The sequence below is a fragment of the Micromonospora sonneratiae genome (assembly GCF_042679305.1).
GTDB lineage: Bacteria > Actinomycetota > Actinomycetes > Mycobacteriales > Micromonosporaceae > Micromonospora_H > Micromonospora_H sonneratiae.
In genome coordinates, this window is sequence record NZ_JBHTMP010000010.1 from 131,821 (window position 1) to 149,542 (window position 17,722).

The window sequence follows — 17,722 nt, forward strand, 5'->3', positions numbered from 1 at the left end:
CGCGCCGTCCCGGAATTGCAATGGGGGTATGCGGGGTGAATGCGACCTCAGCACGATGTGGCGGCGGTCGATGGCTGACAGGGTCGTCCGGGACGGCCGGAATCCCGGCCGTGGGGGAAAGGAGTTTCTGTTGGCGTCACGAAGTCGTACCAGAGTGGCGGCGTTCGCCAGCGCGACGATGCTCGGAATGGCAGCGGTCCTGGGCGGTGCGCCGGTGGCGGCAGCCGCGCCGGAACCTGCCGTCGTACCCGGCAACACCGGGCTGGACGAGCGCACCGCGACCCGGGTGGACTGGCAGCCCTGCGCCGATGCGCCGGGCGTGCAGTGCGGCACGCTCACCGTACCGATCGACTGGAACCGACCCGACGGTGGAACCATCGACCTGGCGTTGGCCCGTCGGCCCGCCACCGACCCGGCCCGCCGGATCGGTTCCCTGGTCATCAACCCCGGTGGGCCGGGGGGCTCCGGTGTCGACGTGGTCAAGTACGACCACGCGTTCCCCTCCGCCGATCTCCAGCAACGCTTCGACATCGTCGGTTTCGACCCGCGTGGCGTCGGCGCCAGCAGCCCGCTGCTCTGCCCGGCGGTGCCGTCGCTGCCGGCGCCGGCCGAGTTTCCCACCACGCCCGCCACATTCGCGGCGCTGAAGCGCTTCAACCAGGTGTACGCCGAGGACTGCCGGCGACTGACCGGGCCGGTGTTCGGCTACCTGGACACCCTGAGCGTGGTGCAGGACCTGGACGCGATCCGGGCCGCCGTGGGCGACTCCAGACTCACCTACTACGGGGTCTCCTACGGCACCCTGATCGGCCAGCAGTACGCCCAGCGCTACCCGAACCGGGTCCGCGCCCTGGTGGCGGACAGCAACATGGACCACAGCATCAGCTCGGCATGGCGGTTCATGCGTACCGAGGCCACCGGTGTGGAGGAGAGCTTCGACGAGTTCGTCGCCTGGTGCCAGCGCTCGACCGAGTGCGTGCTGCACGGCCAGGACGTACGACAGGTCTTCCGCCAGGTCCGGGCGAAGGTCGCGGCCGGTGGTGTGGTCTACCCGGGTACGGACCTCACCGTGACCCCGATACTGCTGCTCAGGGTGGTCACGAGCGCGCTGTACGGGCCGGAGTGGCGCGGCCTGGCCGAGTTGCTCGTCGTGCTGCGCGACGATGCTGCACCGACCGCCGCCGTTGCCAGGTTGGCTCCGGAGTCGACGCCGACCGTCACCGCCCGGGGCGGGCAGGCGGCGGTTCCCGACCCCCTGCTGATCCTCTGCCACGACTGGCGGTTGCCGGTACGCAGCGCGGCGGAGCTGGCCGGCTACCGTGCCGCGTTGCGGCTGGTCGCACCGGACATGACCCTGTCACCGCTGGGCTGGCTGGTGCCGGTCTCCTGCGTCGGGCTGGAGGACCTGCACCGCAACCCGCACGGTCCGCTGAGCCTCAGCGGCAAACCGTCGGTGCTGATGCTGACCAGCCGCTACGACCCGTCCACCCCGTACGAGTGGACGATGACCGCGGCCCGGCAGAGCGGGGTGCGGGTACTGCACTACGACGGGTGGGGGCACGGCGCCTACTTCAAGAACAGCTCGTGCGTGGTGTCGGCCACCGACAATTATCTGATCACTACTCGGTTGCCCAGTTCCGGTACACACTGCCCGGCGGTGGAACCGGCTAACGGGTTGACAAAGCAACTTCCAGTCGTTCCGATCGCACCCCGCATGTGGGGTTAATTGATTGACCGGAGTGGAGGTTGGAAGTCATTCCAACCTCCACTCTCCGTATACCCGTGAGTAGCCGGGAATTCACGTTGATCTCCTCTTGCCTGACCGGTCACCGGTCCGGAAAACTGACGGCGTCTCCTCTTTCGGGCCGACCACGACGAGCGGCCCGGACGGTGGGTGCGAAGGAGCTGAGTCAGGTGCGGACCGGGGTAGCGGGGCGGAGAGAGCCCGATGACAGCTGGTAGCGTCGGCGCAACCGGCACCATGTTCGCGATGCTCACCCGGGGAGCGGTCGCGGGCTTCTGGCGGATGACCCGCGAGCCGTTGTTCACCCGACGACGGCCACTGGCCGAGACCGGCCCGTCCTGGACCGCCGCCTGCGCCACCATCCACCGTCAGGCGTTCCGGAGCCTACTGCTCGGCGCGCTGGCGTTCCGGGTGCTCGTGCTGCTGGCGATGCCCGTACTGCTGGCGTTGCCCGCGACCCTGGCGGCCGACGTCGACCTTGCCACGCTGGCCTGGCTGCTGCCCGCCGGGACACTGCTGCTGGCCGGCAACCTCGCCGCGCTGGCCTCCGCGTACCGGCACCCGACCGTGGACTTCGGTCGGGTACGCGGTGTCGTGCTCGTCGACCTCGGCCTCGGGTACGCGGTCAGCGTGCTGATCAGCGCGACCACGCCGTACGCCGAACTCTTCCTGGCCTACCTGGCCGGCACGATTGCCCTGGTGACCGGGGCGTACGGCCTGCTCGGCGGGCTGGCTGCGGCGCTGCTGTCCGTACCGGTGCAACTGGCCGCCGCCACGATCGGCGCGGGCCCGTCCGGGGCTGCGGTGGTCGGCCGGATCCTCTGGCTCGGTCTGGCCTCGGTGGTGGCGGTGGCGGCGCTCGTGGTCTGCGGGCTGAGCGTCCACCTGGCGATGCTGTACGGGATGCGGGCCGGTCGGGACGCCGAGCGGGACCGGTTGCTGCGCACCCTGCACGACACGGTCCTCCAGACCCTGGAGGCCATCGCCCTACAGAGCGCGGCCGACGAGACCGAACCGCGTGCCGCCCTGGCCGAGCTGCGCGGTGCCGCACGTGCCCAGGCCGCCCGGCTGCGTCGGATGCTCACCGAGACCGGTGGACCGGACGACACCCCGCTGGCCGGGGCGTTGGCCGAACTGTCCGAGGAGTTGGCGACCCAGGGGCTCCGGGTCGAGTTGACGGTGGCGGCGGGAGCCGGTGGGGGTCTGTCCCGCCTCGCCCGCAACGCCGTCCTGGCAGCGGTACGGGAGGCGCTGGGCAATGTGGTCAAGCACGCCGGAGTGGGGGACGCGGTGGTCCGGGTCGTCGAGGACGACGCTGGTGTGGTCGTGGTCGTCCGCGACCACGGACGTGGATTCGACATGCTGACCTGCCGGCGTGGTTTCGGCATCCGGGAGTCGATCGCGGCACGACTGCGTGACATCGGCGGGGAAGGGACCATCGAGTCCCGGCCGGGCCGGGGCACCCGGGTCACCCTGCGGGTACCGGCGTGACCCGGGCCGGGCGCTCGCGGCCGGCGCCGCTCCGAGCCGCCCTACCCGGGGCCGTACTCGGCTGTGTCGGCGTACTGGCCTGGACCGCGATCGCACCCGCGCCGGTCCTCGCGGCTACCCCCGTTCTGGCAGCTCCGGTGTCGGCGGCTGCCCCGGTCCTGGCGGCTGCCCCGGTCCTGGCGGCTGTCCCGGCCGGCTGCGCCAGGCCGGTCGGTGTGCACACCACCGGTACCCCGTGGGCGGTGGAGCTGCTCGGCCCACGCCGGATCTGGCCGCTGACGACCGGACAGGGCGTACGGGTGGCCGTACTCGGCACGGGGGTGGATGCCGACAACGCCCAGTTCCGTCCCGGCCAGGTGGAGACCGGTAGGGATGTGCTGGCCGGACGGCGGGGGGCGGACGACGACTGCGACGGGCGGGGCACCTTCGCCGCCGGTCTCATCGCCGCCGTACCGAACGACCAGACGACCGTCGTCGGGCTGGCACCGGGCGTGTCCGTGCTGCCGGTGCGCTACACGCAGGCCACCCGGCAGGGCGAGAACGCGGTGGACCCGGGCCGGCTGGCCGACGCCGTCGATGCTGCGGTCTCCGGCGGTGCCCAGGTGATCTGTGTGGTCGTACCGGCCACGACCGACAGCCCCGGACTGCGGGCCGCGGTGAATCGCGCACTGGCCGCCGACGTCGTCGTGGTCTCGCCGGCCGCGCCCGGGGCACAGAACCCGGGCGGCATCAGCTATCCGACCGCGCAGCCCGGCGTGCTGGCGGTCGGCGCGTTCGGTCCGGACGGTGCGGCGATCTCGCCCGAGGCCGGCGACCATCTACGGGTGGCCGCACCGGGGCGGGGACTGGTCAGCCTGGCAGCCGGTACGGACGGAAAGGTCGGCCATGCGGCACCGGTCGACGACCCGGCGTACGCAGCGGCGTACGTGGCCGGCACCGCGGCACTGGTCCGGTCGTACCGGCCGGGGCTGAGCGCGCCCGAGGTGGTGACCCGGATCGAGCGGACCGCCAGCCGGGTGGCGACCGCCGGCCGGCATCCCCAGCTCGGCTGGGGCATGGTGGACCCGTACCGGGCGGTCACCGAGGAGGGCGTCGGCCGTACCGCCGGCACCGGGGAGGATGCCCCGCAGCTGGTGGCTGCCGCCCGCCCGACCAACGAGAACGAGCTGGACGGCCGCATGGTTGCCCTGGTTCTGGCCGGACTCGGTGCTGCTCTCGCCGTCGGCATCGGTACGGCTGTCGTGCGCCGGGGCCGGGCTCGTGGCTGGCGCCCCGGACCGTAGGGGGCGGCCCGGTGCGGGGCGACCCCACCGACTGCTAATGCCAGGCGATGCCCGTGCCGTACGCCTGGATGAAGTGGTCGGCCGAAAGGGGACTGTTGAATGCGTACTTGTTGCCGATGAACCGTACGCCGACGACAGCGTGGAAGCCATTGCTGATTGCCGCGTCCGTTATTCCCTGGTAGGCCTCGGCGATCGAACGCGCTGGATGTGAGCAGACAATTCCGCTGTGTGCCACCGTGCGACCTGACATGTGCGGAATGGTGTCCGTGGTGGACATCGGAACAGGAGGCTGATTCACGTCGGTGACGCTACCCGACCACGGCCCAACCGGCGGGCGACATCCGAGATCAATACTGTTGGGTGGTCGGTACGCAGCGGCTGGAGCCGCCCACGACCACGTCCCCGGTCTCGTCCCGGGCGATGTGCACACCGAGGTTGGCCCCGTCCCGCTGGAACTGGTAGGCCACCTCGGCATCGCTACTGCGGTCGGTGCTCCGCCAGCCCTCCGCCACCAGCGCGGGAACCACCTCGGTCAGCAGGAGCTCGATGGCACCGGGTGCGGCGGCCACCCGCAGGTTGTATTCCCAGCGCACCGACTCGCTCGGCGTACCCGCTGGTCGGAACGGGTCGCATTCCATCTGCTCGTCCCGGCTGATCCGGGATTCGCCGAAGTGGGCGGCGATGCCGTCCAGTACGGCCCGCAGCGGTGCGGCGACGGCGGTCAGCGGCTCGAAGTCGATCGGTGGTGGCATCACGGCGTCGACGCTACCGGTACCACAGCGCCACCCGTGAACACGTTGTAGATGTTCCACCAGGCGTCGGAGTGGTAGATCAGCACGTCGGAGTGGGCCGCCTTACCCTCCAGCGGCCGGCCGTCGGGGTAGTTGCCGGTCTCCAGCCGGACCACACCGGGAAACTCGTCGGGATCGGCGCCGTGGCCCCAGTTGAAGATGTTCACGTCCCGTACCCAGGCGATCGGGTCGCCGGGTGCGGTCATCGAGTACCGCTGGACGTTCGACTGGGCCGGACGCAGATCCTCCGGACCGTCCACGTTGTGCCCCATGCCCGCCGACTCGATGTGCAGTACGCGGTTCGCGTCCAGCCCGAACTGCTCGGCCGTGCCGACCACCGCGCCGCCGTACGAGTGGCCGGCGTAGGTGACCTGGATGTTGTTGCCGGCCGCCGCAGAACCGCCGATCTCCGTCCGCAGCTCGCGGGAGAAGTCGGCCAGGCGTGGTCCGAGGTCGTCGGCGAAGCGGGCCGAGGGGGCCTGGGGGAACAGGTTCGACGGAAGGTCGCCGTCCATCCACAGGACGACCGCCAGGTCCCGCTTGGGGGCCGCGTCGACGAAACCGGCCATCGTGTCGTGGTAGCGCTCGAAGGTGGCCAGCTCGGAGTAGGTGCCCGGTACGAACACCGCGACGTTGCGGGTGTTGGGCCCGATGTCGCCGACCAGTTCGACCATCGAGCCGTCACCGGACGGGTCGAACGACAGGATCTTGCGATGTTCGGAGAGCACGTTCTCGTACAGGTCGATGCGGGCCTGCGACTTCTCGATGTCCTCGCGGATGAAGCGCTCGGCGGCGGGGTCCCGGTGGTACGGCGGGCCGTCCAACTGTGCCTTGAGGTCGGCCAGGCGCTGCCGTTCGGCGGTCAGCGCGTCGCTGATTGCCTGACGGTTGGCGGCGATCCGGTCGGCGAACGGGGCTGATCCAGCCGGTGCCGACCCACCCCGGCTGGCCTGGGCCTGCGCGTTCGCTCCGCCCAGCAGGCTCAGGAAGTTCTGGCTGACCCGGGCGTCACCCTGCCGGTAGTTGGCCACCGAGGCGGTTATCCCGGCCGCCAACCGGCGGGTGCCGGTGGTGGCGGCCTCCATCTCGGCGGTGCTGGTCTGGAGGCTGGTGCCGTGGGCCTGCAACGCCCGCTGGGACTGTGGCAGCAGCCCGAACGCCTCGGCGGCGACGACCGGTGTGGAGAACCTGGACCGTACGGCGCTCAGCTGGTCCGCTCCGCCGGTCAACTCGGAGGCGGCCGTGTCGAGTGCGGCCGGGACGGCCCGGAAACCGGTGGCGGTCATGACCAGGGCCGGTTGTTCGTCGGGTTCTGGGCCGGCTCGATGTCCTCACCGATGACGGACGGGGTGACCATCGACTGCTCACCCCAGACGTCCTCGGTCTCGATCAGCCAGGGGGGAATCCGCCGGCCGCCGGCCGCGTCGGCCGCGCCCATCGGGGCGAACGGCATGGCGGGCATGAAGCCGCCGGCCATGCCCTTGGCACCCGCTGCGGCAGCCATCCCGGCGGCACCGGCGAGTCCGCTGGCGACCGGCGCGTTCGGCTGTCCGGCCAGTGCCTGGTTGGCTACCGGTGTCTTGTCGGGGCCACCGCCACCGCCGAACCCTCCACCGCCACCACCGCCGCCTGCGCCGCCGGTGCCGAGGGAGGTGTCCTTGAGGTTGGTGGCGGGCTTCTTGTCGTCGGTCTTGTTGCCCGGCAGCAGCCTCGGCAACATGCTGGTGAACCGGCCCCCGAGCGCCGCCGACGCCGCCGCGAGGCCGGCGGTGAACATCGTGCTGAAGAGTGGCGGGGTGGTCGGGGTGACCGGCTTGGTCGGATCCGGCGTGGTTCCGTCCGACGGGAGCACCCCGGGCTGGGGAACCGGTGGCAGCGTCGGCGACCCCGGCGCGGGCTGGGTGTCCGGCGGTACGGTGGTCGGCCGGCTGGCGGCGGTCGGCGCGACGGGCATCGAGTCCTCGGCGACCGTGTACTGCCCGGCCAGCGTGGTCATCACCTGTACCGCCTGCTGGTGGGCCGCGTTGGCGGCGGCCTGGGCCTGCTGGTGGGCCTTGACCTGGTTGATCGCATCCGACTGCTGCCGGTGCAGCGCCTCGACGGTCGCCGGCGGGGTCTCCACGGGCAGGATGAGTGGGGTCGTCGCGGCGGCGATCACCGACGGGGCGAGATCGGGTACGGCCTGCGGGGCGGGCATCGCCTTGCGGGCGGTTTCGAGCGCGTCGGCCGAGGAGTAGGTCAGGTCCCGGACCGCGAACGCGGTGTCGGCCACCCGCCGGATGCCCGAGGTCAGGTCGTTGATCATGCTCTTGTACTGGCGGGCCGCACCGCCGTCCCACCACTCCTCGAACTCGCGGAGTTGGCGTTCGACGTCCCCGGCCCGGTCGTGCAGTGAGTTTCCGGCGGCGTCCCAGGCGCGGGCCGCTGCCACCACCGTCTCCGGCTCGCTGGCGTAGAGCATCCGGACCAGTTCCTGGTGACTGTGCTGACTGAAGTCGCTGCGAACCCGGCTGTGGTTCTGGTTGCCCGGCATCGTCTCAGCCCTTTCCGTGCCCGCGGAAGGAGGTAGCCACACCGCTGTCGTAGTCGGAGTAGCCGTGCGCGATCATGCGGGTCACGTCGTTGGCGAACGCGATGGCCTCCCGCACGGTGTGCAGCAACTCGTGCATCTGTTCCGCTGCTGCCCGGTGCCGGCCGCTCAGCGAGTTCGCCTCGCCGAAGTCGCCCAGCAGCACCGGCTGTACGCGCAGCGCTCCCAGACTGTCGGTCGGCTTGCGCATCGCCTCAAGCTGGGTTTCCAGCTCACGGGCGAACTCCTGCAGCGATTCCAGGTGGACCCGGAACGACTCCTCTTGGGACATCGTCGCGCTCTCCTGTCTCGGAGCCCATCGGCAGGACCGTCATCGGGCCGATGCGTGGTCGACGGTGGCGCGGAGTGGGAGGGGGCCCAACCCACCCCGCGCCACCGCCAGGCTTGCTCAGGCGAAGTAGCTGGCGTTGCGGTTTTCCAGCGCCAACTGGACGTCGTGCGCCTCGTTCACCTTCGCGGAGAACTGCCCGATGATCGTGATGATCTCGGACAGCGCGGCACGCAGCCGGGTCTCGGACTGCTCGGCGGACTGACCGGCCGAGCTGCCGGAGGCGTACCAGGTCTCCTTGATCGGGCCCAGGCTGGTGTGCAGCTGGTCCATGTGGCTGTTCAGCGACTGAGCCTTGACGTGCAGCGAGTCCGCTGCGGCGCGTAGCCCCGCGAACTCGACGTTGATCACATCGGCGGTCATCTCACATCACCCCATCCGGGCAGGTCAGGCCGGCCCACCGGCGAGACGGTTGAGTACGCTGCTGCCCTCGCCGACGGCGCCCGCGAGGCCCTTGAGGGAGTCGGCGACGGTCCAGTCGCCGGTGTCGTAGTTGCGGAAGCTCTGGTTGACCAAGCCGGACATGGTCTCCAGTTCACGGGCAGCGACCCGCATGCTCTCCTGTAGCCGGTTCTGGAGCTGCCAGAACGCGGTGGCCTGGTTGCCGGAGTACCGGCTCAGCACCGAAACGAGTTCGCTCTCCAGCTCGGTCATGGTCCGGGCCGCGTTCGTCGCGGCCTCGTCGAACCCACTGACCGCTCGCGTCATCGCAGCGGCATCGCTCTTGAATCCGGGACTGGCCACGTCGGTTCACCTCCTTCAGGCGGAGTGGCGCGCCGGCTCGCGGCGCCGTACACGCTGGGGATGTTAGGTACGCGTGACCCCCTGTTAGTACGGCACAACTACCCGCCGAGGACACGGCACTATTACCCACACGGCCCAGAGAAAAAATCCAGCCGGCCCGGCGTCGGCGGCCGGGCGGCCCGGACGGCAGCTCCGGACTGACTGGTCAGGCGGTGGGTGTCGGTCATGCCGGGTCCGGTCCGGTCCAGGCGACCTGGACCAGCGAGACACCGGTACGCCGGTTCACCAGTTGCCCCCGGCCGGGCGGCTGGATGCTCGGCTTCACGTCCGCCAGCAGTGCGCCCTCGTCCCGGGGACCGGAGAGCAGCAGACCCGGGGTACCCAGGTCCCGCAGGCGCTGCATGCCCGGCTCGTAGAGGGCACGACTGGCACCGCCGGTGCGTCGGGTCACCACCAGGTGCAGCCCGACGTCCTTGGCCTGCGGCAGGAACTCCAGCAGCGGGGCCAACGGATTACGTGTCGGCGTCACCACCAGGTCGTAGTCGTCGACGAGGACGAACAGCTCCGGTCCGGTCCACCAGCTCCGGTCGCGTAGCTGCGCCGCGGTCAGCTCGGGGCCGGGCATCCGACGTTGGATGCCCTGGGCGGCCTCGGCGATGAGCTGCGTGAGGACCGGCTCGCTACCGGCGTAGCCGAGCAGGTGTGGACCGCTGAGCGCATCGAGCAGACCGCGTCGGTAGTCGGCGATGACGATCGCGGCGTCGCTCACCGGATAGCGTGCCGCAATCTGCTGGGCCAGCACCCGGAGCAGGTTCGTCTTTCCGGACTCCACGTCGCCGAAGACGATGAAGTGCGGGTCGGCGTCGAAGTCCACATAGCTCGGCCCGAGGTCGGCCTCGGCCAGGCCGATCGGCACCCGCCGGTCGTCGGACGCCGGTCCGGGCAGGTCGGTGGCGGGCACCAGCCGGGGCAGCAGCCGTACCTGCGGGGCGCGGGTCCCCCGCCAGGCGGCGTCGACCTGTTTGACCAGGTCGGCCGCGCCGGAGGGCAGGTCGCTCACCGAGTTGCCCGCGTCGATCCGGGGCAGGGCCCCGAGGAAGTGCAACTTCTCGCTGGTCAGGCCACGACCCGGGGACCGCTGCGGGACGCTGGCGGCGGCCCTGCGGTCGTACGCCGAGTCGGCCGGGTCGCCGAGCCGCAGCTCGATGTGGGTGCCGATCAGGTCACGCAGCGCCGGGCGGATCTCCATCGCCCGGTTGGCGGAGAGGACGACGTGGATGCCGAAGCCGAGGCCCCGGGCGGCCAGCGTGGTGACCGTCTCGTCCAGCGGTTCGAACTCCTGCCGTAGCGTCATCCAACCGTCGACGACCAGGAAGACGTCCCCGAAGGCGCGACCGTCGGTGGCCGGTGGCGGCTGCCGACGGAAGGTGGACATCGAGTCGATGCGGTGTTCGGCGAACAGCTGCTCCCGTTCGGCCAGCAGCACGGTCAGCTCGGCAACGACCCGGCGTACCTTCTCGGTGTCCATCCGGGTCGCGTAGCCGCTGACGTGCGGCAGGCCGGCGACCGTGGACAGCCCGCCGCCGCCGAAGTCGAGGATGAAGAACTGCAGCTCGGTCGGGGTGTGGGTGAGGGCGAGGGCGGAAACCAGGGTACGCAGCAGCGTGCTCTTGCCGCTCTGCGGTCCGCCCAGCACGAGGGCGTGCCCGGCCGCGCCGGACAGCTCCGCCCAGAACAGGTCCCGGCGCTGCTCGTACGGCTTGTCCACGATGGCCAGCGGCACGGTGAGCTGACCGTTTCCGGCCCAGCCGACCGGGCAGAAGCCGCGTTCCGGGTCGAGGCCGAGCGGGGGCAGCAGTTGGTCGAGGCTGGGCGGGTCGGCCAGGGGCGGCAGCCAGATCTGGTGGGCGGCGGGACCCTTGTCGAGCAGCCGGCCGACCATCGCGTCCAGCACGGTCTCACCGGCCGGTGCGGCCAGCCGCCCGGTGGGGGTCGCGAGGTCCGCCGTCCCGGATCCGGCGTCGGCGGCCGACTCGGCCAGTTCCAGCGGGGCCAGCCGGTACGGCAGGATGCGCCGCTCGTACGGGACGTCGGTGGTGCCGGTCGCGGCCTGCTCCGGGGGCAGTTCGCCGGAGACGTACGCGGCCTTGAACCGTTGCAGGGTGGTGGTGTCGTGCTTCAGGTACGCCGAGCCGGGCACCGAGGGCAGTTCGTACGCGTCGGGCACGCCGAGCACCGCCCGGCTCTCCGAGGCGGAGAAGGTCCGCAGCCCGATCCGGTAGCTGAGGTGGCTGTCCAGGCCGCGTAGCCGGCCCTCCTCCAGCCGCTGTGAGGCCAGCATCAGGTGGATGCCGAGGCTGCGCCCGAGTCGGCCGATCATCACGAACAGGTCGATGAACTCGGGGCGGCTGGAGAGCAGCTCGCTGAACTCGTCGATGATCACCAGTAGGGACGGCAGCGGTCGGAGCTGGGCACCCTCGGCGCGGGCGCGCTCGTAGTCGCGTACCGATGCGTAGTTGCCGGCGGCCCGGAGCAGCTCCTGCCGGCGGACGGTCTCGCCGCGCAGCGCGTCACCCATCCGGTCGACCAGGGTCAGGTCGGCGGCGAGGTTGGTGATGACCGCGCAGGTGTGCGGCAGGTCGGTCATGCCGGCGAAGGTCGCGCCGCCCTTGAAGTCGATGAGCGCGAGGTTCAGCGTCTCCGAGGAGTGGGTTGCCGCCAGGCCGGTGACCAGGGTACGCAGCAGTTCGCTCTTGCCGGAGCCGGTCGCGCCGATGACCAGGCCGTGCGGGCCCATGCCGCCCTCGGCCGACTCCTTGAGGTCCAGGTCGACGGGACGGCCGTCCGGGTCCACGCCGATCGGGATCCGCAGCCGGTCGCGGGGTGCGCGGGGCCGCCAGGTGACGGCGGTGTCGAGGTGGCGCGGATCGCCGATACCGAGCAGGTCGGACAGGCCGAACGTGGTGGCCAGTGGCTGGTCGGTACGGATCGGCGCGCCGGTGTGCAGCGCGGTGAGCTGGCGGGCGACCACCTCGGCGCCGGCCACGCTGAGCCGGTCCGGCTCGCCGACCAGGGAGACCCCGTCGGCGGTACGCATACCGAGGTGCTTCTGGGCGATGACCAGGTCGAGCGTGCCGGCCCCGTCGCCCGGGGAGCCGCCGAACTCCAGGACGGTCGTGCCGGCCAGGCCGCCGGCCGGGTCCAGTCCCGCGTCGGGCAGCGTCGACCCGCCGTCGATCAGGATCAGCAGGTGCGGTGCCTCGGGCCGGGCACCGGGCCGGAACGCACCCCGGGATCCCGGCTCGGCGGGGTCGTCGGCCAGCAGCGCGGCCAGTCCGGCGAGGGTCGGCGCGGCTAGTCGGGTCGGTCCGCTCGGGTCGGCCTGGCCCGGGTGTACGGAATGCGGCAGCCACTTGAGCCAGTCCCAGGCGTCCTGCCGGTCCGGCGCGACGCAGACGGCGACCCGCAGGTCGTCCGGGGAGTGGAAGGTGACCAGGTGGGCCAGCATGGCCCGGACGAGGTCCAGGCTCTCCGGCCGGTCGCCGGCCAGGGTGATCCGCCGGAACGAGCGTAGGGAAACGGCCACCGGCAGGTCGGCGACGGTGGCGTAGGTCCGGATGAAGTGCCGGAGCGAGGTGGAGGCGACCGGGTCGAGGTCCTCCAGCGGGGCGGTCTGCGGGGCACGCAGTGCCGTGGCCAGGCGCTGTGGTCCGGTGCCGACCCGTACCCGTCCGAAGTCCGGGTCGGTGCGGGCCCGTTCCCACAGCCGTTCGGTGCCGGCGTACGACCACAGGTCGGCCGGTTCGGGCAGGGCGGCGAGGGCGGCCTCCCGTTGCCGGGTCGCCACCTCCCGGACCTGCCCGCGCAGGCCGCCGAGGTAGCGCAGGTAGTCGCGCCGTTCGTCGTTGATCTGTGCCTTCTTGGACGCACCGCCCCGGGACAGGCCCATGACCAGCATGCCGACCATGGCGCTGAGGTAGAGCGCGCCGAAGATCCAGGTCATCGCGCCGCCGGACCGTCCGATGTAGACGAACGACATGGCGCCCATGCCCAGCATCATCGGCAGCATGAACATCAGCTGCATGCCGCCCTGACCCGAACCCCGGGGCAGGGCCGGTGGTGCCTGGAGCATGATCTCGCCGCGCGGGGGTTCGGGCAGCACGGCCCGGCGACGGAACATGTCGATCGACATCCAGCCTCCTCGGCAGGGCGTGTGTCGGTAACTCGTGGTTACTTCGACAGGGCATGTCGTGGGTAGTTTTGCCGTACAGAGCGTCGCGCGCACCAACCTACGATGGCCCGCAACCATCCGGAAACCGTGCGGACGCAGGGATTTCGCCCCGCCCCGTACGGCTGGTCCGTGTGATCGGGAAGGTGCGAACGATGACGGCAGGCTCTTCGTACAACGTGCGGCCCGATGCCGTACGCGGAGTTGTCGGCAATGTCGTCGGCATCCTGCTGCAGGTCTACAGCACGGTGATGGAGTTGGAGGCGCTGACCCTGGCGCCGACGAAGTTCGCCAAGATCGGTTCGCCGGTCGCCTCGGCGAACATCGCGATGCAGGGTCAGCTCGTCGGCACCATGCGCACGCTGCTGCAGCTGCTGCAGGAGGTCAACGACCTGGTGCACCGCAGCGCGAACGACTACGAGGCTGCCGACCGGGCGGTCGCTGCGGCGCTCGGTGGCCGGGTCGGCGAACTGGCCGGGCCGGTGACCAGCGGCGGCGAGCCGGCCGGGGCGGCACTGGCCGGATACGCGATCAACGACAGCGCCGGGGCGAACGGTGAACCCGGTTCGGTCGGCAACGTGCTCGACTACCTGACCCACGCACGACTCGGTGACCTGGCCAACCGGCCGCTGACCGAGGTCACGTTCACCGATGCCCGCGACTTCGCCGACTGGCTGGACCGCAGCCCGGCCAACCAGGAACGCGTCGGTCTGCTGGCGGTCTACTCGGGCAGCGGGCGGGACGTCTCCGGCGTGGTGAACACCGGGGACGTGGTGGTCGTGCAGCCGTACGTCGGCGACTCCGGCCCGGTGATCGGCGTGGCCGGCGCGAACGGCCAGCTCTACAACCATGGCGCGGTCGGCTCGGCCGCGCAGTTCGGGCGGGTACGGGTCTACCGGCCGATGACCGACGCCACCCCGCTGTGGTGAACGACCATCCCGCTGTGCCGACCAACCACAGCGACGACGTGATGCCGAGAGAGGTGCGCCGTGTTTGACATCCCCAACTCGGGCGCGATGGACGCCGCAGCCGGGGGCCGTGGGCCCAGCACCGTCGCACTGCCCTCGATCGTCGGTGGTGACCCGGCGGCGATCCTCGCCCACGCCGCCGCGCTGACCACCCGGGTCGCCAAGCTGATCACCCTCCTCGCCGACCTGGAACGGGCCCGCGAGCAGTTGCGCGACGTGTGGTCCGCCGGCTCGGCCAGCGAGTCGGTGCTCCAGAAGCTCACCAAGTCGTTCGGCACGTTCCAGCAGATCATCCAGACGGTGACCAACGGCATCCGTGAACTGGAAGGGGCCGCCGCCCAGATCACCACCGCGCAGGCGGCGTACCGGGCCGTGGTCAGCGCGATCAACCCGACCGTCGCGGCGTTGATGTCCAACCCGTACACCCGGGCGGCCGGACGGGCCCTGGCGGTCAGCACCACCGGCATCCTCAAGGCGTTCCTCACCGGCATCGGCGGCATCCTCACCGCCATCGGCGCCACCAACCTCGGCCGGATCCTCACCGGCCTGGCCACCATCGTCACCCAGGTCGAGGAGCTGTTCTCCAAGAACAACGACAGCGGATCGTCGACCGGCGCCACCGTGCCGACCGGAATCGCGAACGCGCCGGTGACCTCGCCGCCGCCGATGAGCAGCGTCGCCACCGGCGCCGGGCAGTGGGCGCTCGGCAGCGGCAGCGGAACGTCCGGTGGGGGCGGGATGCCGAACTTCTCCGGCGGCGGCTACCCCGGCGGGGGGTCGCTCACGAACTACCTGCCCCCGGCGTTGGGCGGCGGCAACGACCAGTGGGTCGCCGTCGACCGGGGCCAGTCGACGCTGCCGAACACCCCGGCGGGCAACACCCCGTCGAACGGCGGGGTGAACGTCGTACCGACCCCGGGGGACACCGGCGGGTCGACGCCGGCACCCGGCGGCTCGGACGGCGACAACGACGTCACCATCACCGCCAGCAAGGGCGACCTGAAGGTGACCGTCGAGGTACCGGTCGACACCGGCCGTGCCTTCGACATCGAGGTGTCGGCCAGTTCCGGCGGGCAGACCGTCGAAGCCGACGTGAGCGTGGACGCCGACGGTTCGGTCAAGGTGGGCTGACCGGTGGGCACCGCGTCGCTTTCGGGCAGTCTCGTCCTGGACCTCTCGGGTGCGCTGTCCGGGCTGCTCAACCGGTACGCCGAGGTGCTCACCGAGTACCGCCGCCGGATGACCGGGGACCCCACCGGGCTGTGCGCGGTGGCCCAGTCGTACCGGTCGATCGCCGACCAGGCGGCCGGGGTCTCCAGCGACCTGCACCGGCAACGGTCCCAGCTGGCGACGCACTGGTCCGGGGCGGCGTACGACGCGTACGGCACTGCCACCGTCCGGGTCACCACCGGGCTGGACGGCACCGAGGCCCGGCTGCGCCGGCACGCTGCCGCGCTCGACGACGCGGCCGGTGCACTACGGTCGGCGGCCAGCGGTACCGACGGCGTCATCACCCAGTTCCGTAACTCGGCCCAACTGCTCGTCGCCTACGCCCGCGCGGTGCCGCGCAACCAGATGATGGCCCTGATCCGGCAGGCCCGCCAACTCGGTGAGCAGGCCGTGGCCGCCGTCCGGGGCCTGTACGACACCCTCGGCACCGCACTGGTCCGGGTCGCCGCCGAACTCGACGCACCCAGCGCCCAGGCCACCCCGGCCCAGATGACCGCATCGACCGAGCAGGGGCGGGCTGCCGCCCAGGCCGTACGGGCGGCGTTGGACGGCGACTCCTCGCCGGACGGGTTCCGGCAGGCGATGGCCCAACTCGGTACGGTCACCGACCGGCTGCGCAGCAGCAACCCGCCGTCGGCCGCGGACAAGGCGTACCTGACCGCGTTCTACGCCGAACTCGGCGACCGGCTGTTCGACCTGCCCGGCTACATCAACGCGTCGGAACACCGCTACCAGACCAGCCTGTTCGGGCTCTTCGGCGAGACCGCGCCCGGGTTCAACGCCACCGACCGGCAGGCGATGCTCGGTACGGTCGGCAACGGCATCCTGGCCCTGTCGCAGCAGTCGGCCGACCTGCCCGCCGCCGTACGGGACCTGGTGTTCACCCGCGCCGCCACCGAGACCAACATCGGCACCGACTCGTTCGGGTTCACCCGTGAGGTCTCCGGCGGATCGGGCCAGCCGCTGACCGGGGTGCTCGGTGGAACGGTCTACACCAACCGGCTCGACGTGCCGCAGTATGCCCAGTGGGAGGCGTTGTCGCAGTTCACCAGCGCCGCAGACCGGAACATGGTGGGCGGCGCCGACTTCTCCGCTGCGATGACCCGCCGGGTCGGCGAGATCGCCGACGTCACCCAGCGGCTCGATGACATTTCCAGACTCAAGCCCTCGGACCCGGGGTACTACGTGTCGACCAACGACGCCGTGCTCTGGGACAAGCCGCGGGTGGACGCGACGTTGTCCTCCATGCTCGACGTGTCCACCCGCAACCACGTCGCCAATGCCACGCTGGCAGGCGACTCCGCCACGCTGAGCCACCTCAGCGGCTTCGCGTGGGCGGATGATGGTCGCGCCGCGGGCCGGGTCGTCGACTGGATCGGTGCCGGGACCGCCGATCCGACCCGACACGACCTGGCCCGCGGCGCGTACGTCGACCTCACCCAGACCATGACCGACCCGTCCGTGTACCAGCAGATGATGGCCGGGATGCGGGAGAACCCGCACTTCTCCGAGGCGGTCGCCCGAGCCACCGTGCCCAACCTCGACCTGTACGCCCAACCACTGGACGGACTGGACACCGATCCCCGGGCCGGGCACATCGGTGGCACCGACGCCCGACACATGTTGATGCTGGCCGAAACCACCCAGGGCGGGCGCGACCAGATCAGCGCGGGTGCCGACCTCTACAAGGAGTACCTGCTCCGCCAGGCCGACGCCGGGACGATCCCGATGGAACAGGCGGGCCGGTACGCCGGCAACGTCGACGGGCTCACCAACGCGGCGGCGGCCAACGCCATCTGGTACGCCAACGTCTCCGACGCCGAACAGGCCACCAGGGTGGCGCAGGAGGCGTACACCCGGCAGATGGCGATCGCCAACGCGGTCAAGGACGTGGTCGGCTTCGGCGCGGGTACGGTTCCGCAGGTCGGCTTGTTCGCCGGCTTCGCGGTCGGCCAGGCCGGCAACCTGATCACCGGAGCCATGCAGGCACCGGCCGTGGTGCACCCGACCAGCCTGCCGACCGACGTCTTCCACCATCCACAGTTCACCGGGAACGGGGCCGTGTACACGGCCGCGAGTGACCTGGCCGGGTACGAACTACGGAACGGCGGCAACGCGCCGAACGTACCGGTCGGGTCGATGCACGGCGCAGCCGCCGAGGAAGCCGTACGGTGGGCTCGCGCCGATGCCGGGCGGGCCGACTACCTGGACGCCTACAACACCGCGGCGCACTACGTGTACCTGGAGAACCTGGCCACCCAGACACGCGAGTCGATCCAGTACGACGTGCAGGGGCGGCGACCGTAGAACCGGAGGTAGGAAGGC

General features: G+C 71.2%; 14 protein-coding genes. 6 read left to right on the forward strand and 8 right to left on the reverse strand.

What is annotated here, in order from left to right; translation table 11 throughout:
- Positions 1-130: 130 nt before the first annotated feature.
- From ACFQ4H_RS09240 to ACFQ4H_RS09250, 3 genes are all read left to right on the forward strand, one after another.
- The gene (locus ACFQ4H_RS09240; RefSeq protein ID WP_377569225.1) at positions 131-1,726 is read left to right on the forward strand and encodes an alpha/beta fold hydrolase; all 1,596 of its coding nucleotides are present in this window, start codon (positions 131-133) and stop codon (positions 1,724-1,726) included.
- A 222-nt stretch (positions 1,727-1,948) separates the two neighbouring features.
- The gene (locus ACFQ4H_RS09245; protein WP_377569227.1) at positions 1,949-3,235 is read left to right on the forward strand and encodes a sensor histidine kinase; all 1,287 of its coding nucleotides are present in this window, start codon (positions 1,949-1,951) and stop codon (positions 3,233-3,235) included.
- Entirely contained in the window at positions 3,232-4,518 is a 1,287-nt protein-coding gene (locus ACFQ4H_RS09250) for a S8 family serine peptidase (RefSeq protein WP_377569228.1), read from the forward strand. The genes ACFQ4H_RS09245 and ACFQ4H_RS09250 overlap by 4 nt, the downstream gene beginning before the upstream one ends.
- Positions 4,519-4,552: 34 nt before the next feature.
- Here the strand turns inward: ACFQ4H_RS09250 and ACFQ4H_RS09255 are convergent, their stop codons facing one another.
- From ACFQ4H_RS09255 to eccCa, 8 genes are all read right to left on the reverse strand, one after another.
- A complete protein-coding gene (locus ACFQ4H_RS09255; protein ID WP_377569230.1) occupies positions 4,553-4,768 on the reverse strand; it encodes a hypothetical protein in 216 nt (71 codons plus the stop codon).
- Between the two features lie 97 nt (positions 4,769-4,865).
- Positions 4,866-5,273, reverse strand: coding sequence for a hypothetical protein (locus ACFQ4H_RS09260; protein WP_377569232.1), 408 nt, complete (start codon positions 5,271-5,273; stop codon positions 4,866-4,868).
- Entirely contained in the window at positions 5,270-6,595 is a 1,326-nt protein-coding gene (locus ACFQ4H_RS09265) for an alpha/beta hydrolase (RefSeq protein WP_377569234.1), read from the reverse strand. The genes ACFQ4H_RS09260 and ACFQ4H_RS09265 overlap by 4 nt, the downstream gene beginning before the upstream one ends.
- Positions 6,592-7,842, reverse strand: a complete 1,251-nt coding sequence (locus tag ACFQ4H_RS09270) for a PPE domain-containing protein (protein ID WP_377569236.1) — start codon at positions 7,840-7,842, stop codon at positions 6,592-6,594. Before ACFQ4H_RS09270 ends, ACFQ4H_RS09265 begins: the two co-directional genes overlap by 4 nt.
- Positions 7,843-7,846: 4 nt before the next feature.
- Positions 7,847-8,170, reverse strand: coding sequence for a hypothetical protein (locus tag ACFQ4H_RS09275; protein ID WP_377569237.1), 324 nt, complete (start codon positions 8,168-8,170; stop codon positions 7,847-7,849).
- Positions 8,171-8,287: 117 nt separating this feature from the next.
- Positions 8,288-8,590, reverse strand: coding sequence for a WXG100 family type VII secretion target (locus ACFQ4H_RS09280; protein WP_377569239.1), 303 nt, complete (start codon positions 8,588-8,590; stop codon positions 8,288-8,290).
- 24 nt (positions 8,591-8,614) lie between these two features.
- Positions 8,615-8,971, reverse strand: a complete 357-nt coding sequence (locus ACFQ4H_RS09285; RefSeq protein WP_377569241.1) for a WXG100 family type VII secretion target — start codon at positions 8,969-8,971, stop codon at positions 8,615-8,617.
- 223 nt (positions 8,972-9,194) lie between these two features.
- Complete coding sequence (gene eccCa / locus ACFQ4H_RS09290) at positions 9,195-13,163, reverse strand: type VII secretion protein EccCa (protein WP_377569242.1); 3,969 nt, start codon at positions 13,161-13,163, stop codon at positions 9,195-9,197.
- A gap of 191 nt (positions 13,164-13,354) precedes the next feature.
- Here eccCa and ACFQ4H_RS09295 point away from each other — a divergent pair, with 191 nt between their 5' ends.
- The 3 genes from ACFQ4H_RS09295 to ACFQ4H_RS09305 are packed head-to-tail and all read left to right on the forward strand — an operon-like array spanning position 13,355 to position 17,704.
- Positions 13,355-14,128, forward strand: a complete 774-nt coding sequence (locus ACFQ4H_RS09295; RefSeq protein ID WP_377569244.1) for a WXG100 family type VII secretion target — start codon at positions 13,355-13,357, stop codon at positions 14,126-14,128.
- Between the two features lie 60 nt (positions 14,129-14,188).
- Positions 14,189-15,298 carry a hypothetical protein gene (locus ACFQ4H_RS09300; protein ID WP_377569245.1) on the forward strand — a complete coding sequence of 370 codons (1,110 nt, stop codon included), beginning with the start codon at positions 14,189-14,191 and terminating at the stop codon, positions 15,296-15,298.
- Positions 15,299-15,301: 3 nt separating this feature from the next.
- A complete protein-coding gene (locus ACFQ4H_RS09305; protein ID WP_377569246.1) occupies positions 15,302-17,704 on the forward strand; it encodes a TPR repeat region-containing protein in 2,403 nt (800 codons plus the stop codon).
- Positions 17,705-17,722: the final 18 nt, after the last annotated feature.